The sequence below is a fragment of the Aeromonas sp. 600948 genome, from assembly GCF_049174875.1.
Classification (GTDB): domain Bacteria; phylum Pseudomonadota; class Gammaproteobacteria; order Enterobacterales; family Aeromonadaceae; genus Aeromonas; species Aeromonas veronii_A.
Genome location: NZ_JAAKTY010000004.1, coordinates 263,330 through 269,469, shown reverse-complemented (window position 1 = coordinate 269,469; position 6,140 = coordinate 263,330). Strand labels below are relative to the sequence as shown.

Here is a 6,140-nt window from a genome sequence, read left to right as displayed (position 1 = left end):
GTTCACCGTGAAGGCGGACGTGACCGACCAGGCGGGCAACCCGGCGAGCGACAAGGAAGAGGCGATCCTGGACAGCGTAGCTTCCTCAGCACCGACCGTGACCATCGTTGATGACACCAATAATGACCAAATGCTGACCAAGGCCGAGATTGGCAATGATCAGATCCAGGTTCGGGCAGAGGTCAATCATGCTGACTTGGTTGCGGGCGGCAAGGTGACGCTGACCATCAACAATGGTGGGGTGAACAGTACTGTCCAATTGACGCTCAAGGCCGATGGCACCCTGCTGGCAAGCAATGGCAAGAGCTACGGCTATCAGAACGGCACCATCAGCTGGACGGAAACGACCCCGGCCAACGGCAAGTCGCTGACGGTGACGGCGACCCAGACCGACAAGGCGGGCAACGTCTCACTGCCGGGCAGCGACAACGCGCAGATCCTGAATGAAGCGCCGGAGACGGCGAACAAGCAGGCAAACGGCCAGGAAGATGCAGCCAGCATCGCCATTCCGACCCTCAGTGGCAGCGACATTGATGGCAACGTGGTGAGTTTCACTATCAAGAGCCTGCCTGCCAACGGCATCCTCTATCTGAACGGGGTGGCGGTGACCGTGGATCAGAGCATTGCGGTGGCGGACGCCGGCAACCTCACCTTCACTCCGAATGCGAACTGGAACGGCAACACCAGCTTCAACTATGCGGCGGTAGACAACGACGGCGCCGTGGATGCGAGTCCCGCAACCGTGACCATCAAGGTGGATGCGGTCAACGATCTGCCGACGCTGACCATCTCCAACGGGGTTATCGTCTCTGAAGAGGGGTTGGCAAACGGCATTGCCGACACGGTCGGCAATCCGGATACCACCAATGCCATCAAGGCGTCCGGTACCCTCTCGGTGGGCGACATCGACAGCAGCACACTCAACATTTCCCTGAATGGACCGGCCGGGCTGACGTCCGGTGGGGCAAAGGTCCAGTGGAGCTGGGATGCGGGCAGCAAGACGCTGGTTGGCTACACAGGGGTGATTGGCGGCGCCGATTACAAGGCTGTGGTCGAGGTCAAGCTGACGGCACCCAATGCCAGTGGAAAGGGTGAGTGGACCTATGACGTGACCCTCAAAGGTCCCCTCGACCACGGGGATACGACCTCGGAAGACAAGTTGTCGTTCCAGCTGGATGTGGAGGTCTCCGATGGCAGCGGCGTCACCAAGGACAAGCTGGATGTCAGCGTTGAGGACGACTCCCCCATTGCCGACAACAGCGATGCCGTTTCCGTGGTGAAGACCGATATTCCGAACGTGCTGACCGGGCTCTTTGACCTGACCAAGTACAGTGGCAACCAGAGCACTCTGAACATGGCGGGCTTTACTATCAGCGCCCTGGGCTTCAAGTCGGCAACAGACTCCTCACTGGTAACGGCGGTGGTCAACGGTTCCAGCTCGGGGCTGGGGGTGGCCAGCGGAGCTGCGCCTTACCACAACCTCGCCAACGAGATTGACTTCCGTCACTTTGCCGACGGATCGTCCGCCTCCGAGCAGCTGATCGTCAGGCTGGATGCGGGCAAGGTTGCCTACGGCGCCAACATCAAGTTCAGCAAAATGTTTGGCGGCGAGCTGGAGAGCGGGGTCGTGGAGTTCTATCGCGGTGGTGTACTGATCAGTACCCTGGTATTCAACTCCAACGCATCGGGTGGGGAGTTCAACCAGAACTTCCAGGTGCAGCAGGGTGGCTTTGATACCATGGTGATCAAGGCGACCAACAACGGCAGCACCAATACCTCCGACAACAGCGACTTCACCGTACAGAGCATCGAGTTCCTCGGTTCCAACACGGCGCAGGCAATCGCCTATGGTTCTGGCACCGTGACCCCGCAGTGGGGGGCGGATGGCAAGGGCTCCATCGGGCTGCTAATGGACCCGGCAACCTTCGAAAATGGTCTGCGAACGGCTTCCGGTTCTGCCATCGCCATCACCGCCAGCGGCGCCAATACCCTGGTCGGGAAGGATGAGGACGGCAACCTCATCTTCAAGCTGGAGTTTACGCCGGCCACAGGCAAGTGGGAGTTCTTCCAGTATCAGCGCATGTCCAAACCTCTGGGTGATGGCGACATCGACTTCCAGGTCCGGGTGGTGGATGGTGACGGCGACGCCAGCATTGGCTCCTTTGCAACCAAGCCTCTCTTCACGCCGCTGGTTCAGGGAGTCTCCAGCGAGAGCGTAACCGAAGGGGGCAATCTGCTGCACAAAGTCACCCTGTCAGATGCGACCCAGGAAGCGACTGAATACGATTTCGCCATTCGTGGTTCGGGCAACAACCCCGCCTCCAACCAGGATTGGGGCAATGCCCAGTTCAGCAATGGTGTGACCTATAACAGCACTACCGGCAAGATCACGGTACCAGCCGGTGTGTCGGACTTCACTGTGACCATCCCGACGGTGAACGATCGCTTGGTCGAAACGAACGAGACCCTCTCGGTGACCATCGGTGGGCAGAGCGGGACCGGCACCATAGTGGACAACGATCGGGCGCCGGTGACCACGGGTGGCTACAGTGCCGGCAAGGAGGACACGCCACTGGTGCTGAAGTGGGCCCAGTTTGGTGCCAGCGATGATCAGGCCGCTTCTGACCTGAGCGTGCAGATCAACACCCTGCCGCTGAGCGGCAAGCTGGAATACCTGAACGCTGCTGGCCAGTGGATTGCAGTGAAGGTGGGGGATCTTGTCTCCTACGCCGATATCGACAGCGGCCATCTGCGCTTTGTGCCTAGTCTCAATGAATCCAGCAGCAATGCCCTCAATGGTGGCGGTACGACGACGGGCAACCAGCAAGGGGACTACGCCACTCTGGGTTACCAGATCAGCGATGGTGCCAACCTGAGTAACTCAGGCAAGCTGGTGATCGATATCACGGCGGTCGCGGACAAGCCGGTGGTCGACATCAGCCTGACCGGCAACGGCGTCCCGCTTTATACCCAGTACCCGTCGTCCGGCATCTCCACCGGGGCGTTCCAGAGCAGCAACTTCAACAAGGGCAACTTTGGCATCACCAATAGTCTGACCGACAGCACCACCAGTCAGGATCAAGTGGTGGGCGGCAACGGCAATGACTATATCGTCAGCGTGAAGGGCGGCGGCGATTACTTCGTCGGCGGTGCTGGCAATGACGTGCTGGTCGGTGGCAACTCCACCTCAGGTGACACCCTCGACGGCGGTACCGGCAACGATATCCTGGTGGCCGGATTGGGTGGCGACACCCTGTTTGGCGGCGCCGGTACCGACCTGGCCGTACTGATGGGCTCGCGTGCCAACTATGTCATCGAGCGCAGAAGTGACGGCGGTTTCAACTTCCTGGTGAAGGAGAACGGCGTCACCATCAGCAAGTCGCTCTACGACATCGAGTTGGTGCAGTTTGATGACGGCATTTACCAGTTCAACCAGACCGACGGCACCCTGACGGCGGTACAGCCGAGTGTGGTGGATTACCCGCTCGAGATCACTGCTTCCCTGACCGACCGTGATGGTAGCGAGCAGTTCGACAGCCTGGTGCTGACCGGCATGCCGACGGGGTCGACCCTCTATCAGGGCTCCACCGTGCTAGGTACCGTGGGGGCCGATGGCACGCTGACGCTGACCGGTCTGTGGAACCAGAGCGCGTTGGACGTCAAACTGACCGGTCTGACCCTGCGGGTGCCGGGCAGCAGTGCCGGCCAGTTCGACCTCAAGGTAGAAGCCATTGCCAAGGAAGTGGCGACCTATCAGACCAGCAGTGCATCGGATCAGGATTCGATCCGCATGAGCTACTTCCTTTCCACCGAAGGGGAGCCGGGAGATCAGAACCGCACCTATGGCAACGAGCACAATATCGTGGTCGGGGATCTGGATGGCAGCGTGGTACTGCCGGGCCAGAACTACAACATCGCCTTTATGGTCGACAGCTCGGGCAGTATCGGCACCAGCGCCATGAACACCATCAAGAGCCAGTTGGCACAGGTGTTTGCAACCCTCAAGACCAGTGCCGGTACTGAGGGGGCAGGCAAGGTCAATATCTTCCTGGTGGACTTCGACAGTCAGGCCAACAAGTCCATCAGCGTGGACTTGAAGGACCCCAATGTACTGACCAAGTTGCAGGCCGTGCTCGACAGCATGGACGGCAGTAACTGGAACGGTGGGGCGACCAACTACGAGGATGCGCTCAAGACTACCTCCAACTGGTTCAACAGCGACACCGCCAAGAACAACACCAACGCGAAGAACTTGGCGTACTTCATTACCGATGGGGCACCAAACACCTATTACGACTATGAACAGACCAACCCTATCGTGAATACGAAGACCAACGAACGTCTCGATTCGTTTGTCAACGTCAACAACTATGTGGCAGGGGAGGCCTTCTACGCCAACATAGGTGGTACCAACAGGGTGCTGATCGATGCTAGTGGCAGGGTTCAACAGTGGTCGCAAAACAGCAATAACAAGTGGAGCTCGACCACCATCGGGACCTTGAAGGCACAGGGGGATGGTACCTTCGAGATCTCCACCTCCTATGACAGCAACTACTGGGCATTGCACAACGCTCTGGCTGTTCTGCCACTTCTGTTGGCCAATAACGTGACGCTGGAAGCGATCGGCATCGGCAGCAACGTCTCCATCGATACCCTGAAGCTGTTCGACAGTGATCAGATTGTGCAGTCCAACGTGTCAGCCAACGATCTAGCCAACGCCATCTTGGGCACCTCGGTGAATAACCTGCCGGGCAGTGACCGGATCGACGGCGGTGCTGGCGACGACATCCTGTTCGGGGATGCCATCCACTTCGCCGGTATCAACGGTGAAGGCTACGCGGCCATCAAGCAGTATGTGGCCGGCAAGCTGGGCGCAGGCTCGGTGACCGATGCCCAGGTCCATGACTACATCACGGACCATGCCAGCGAGTTCGATCAGTCCTCCAGCAATGACAAGGCGGACGTGCTGATTGGCGGGGATGGCAACGACATCCTGTTCGGTCAGGGTGGCGATGACTTCCTGTTCGGTGGTGCCGGCAACGACATCCTGTTCGGTGGTGCCGGCAACGACACCCTGTATGGCGAGAGCGGCAACGATACCCTGTACGGTGGCAGCGGCAACGATACCCTGTTTGGTGGTATTGGCGACGATAACCTGATCGGTGGTCTGGGCAATGACATCCTGGTTGGCGGGCTTGGCAATGACATTCTCAAGGGGGATAGCGGTGCCGATACCTTCACCTGGCTGCAGGGCGATACCGCCGCAGGCAGCGTTGCCAAGGATTACGTGGTCGACTTCTCCAAGGCGGAAGGTGACAAGCTGGATCTGAGCGACCTGTTGGATCACGACGGTTCTCGTAACCAGAACGATCTGAAGAGCCTGCTGTCGGTGTTCCAGGACAATGAAGGGGTACATCTACAGGTCAAGGAGAGCAGTACTGCGTCGGTGACTCAGGAAATAGTGCTGATGAACCATACTTTCGATAGTCTGACGGGGGGGGCAGGTACTACTGCCAACCAGGTGATCGATTACATGTTGACCAACAACATGCTCGATATCGACAAGTAAGCCCAACTCGGGACAGTAAAAAAGCGGCAGAGCAATCTGCCGCTTTTTTTATCTTGGCAGGGAGGCGAAATTAGTTGCCGAGTGTGGCAAACAGGCTCTGCTCAAGGGTGCCGCGGGAGACGCAGACCGGCTTGATGGACGGGGCTGATACGCGCTCGCCTGAGGATTCCACAAAGAACAGCTCGGTGTTGCCTTTGACGTTGACGGTGGCCACGCTGCTGTTGCCGCTCTGGGTGATGATCAGGTTGATCTGCAGGTCAGGGTTGCCCAGTGCTACTTTGGAACCCATGGTGCCGCAGTCCAGCCACTCAAGTCCGTCGGCCGACTGGTTGACATTGGCGGTCATCAGGCCGGCACCGCGCTGACTGTTTTCGATGGTGAGGCCGTGGTCGGTGAACCACTTTTCGGCGCGAGCCCACACCAGATCCACCGGGATCGCCATCTCCTGGGTATTGTTGGTCGCCTTGGCGACCGGCGGGTTGTAGCGATACTCCTCACCACCGTTATTGTCGCCAGCACAACCTGCCAGCAGCAGCGCCAATGCGCACCCCATCATCTTTTTCATCTTGCT

General features: G+C 58.8%; 2 protein-coding genes. One reads left to right on the top strand and one right to left on the bottom strand.

The annotated features are described in order from the left end of the window. Positions 1-19 precede the first annotated feature (19 nt). Positions 20-5,569 (top strand): type I secretion C-terminal target domain-containing protein, encoded by a 5,550-nt coding sequence (locus G5182_RS05585; RefSeq protein WP_421254243.1) that lies wholly within the window; start codon positions 20-22, stop codon positions 5,567-5,569. Positions 5,570-5,639: 70 nt separating this feature from the next. Here G5182_RS05585 and G5182_RS05580 read toward each other — a convergent pair whose 3' ends face one another. Continuing rightward, a complete protein-coding gene (locus G5182_RS05580) occupies positions 5,640-6,134 on the bottom strand; it encodes a hypothetical protein (protein WP_216952967.1) in 495 nt (164 codons plus the stop codon). Positions 6,135-6,140 lie beyond the last annotated feature (6 nt).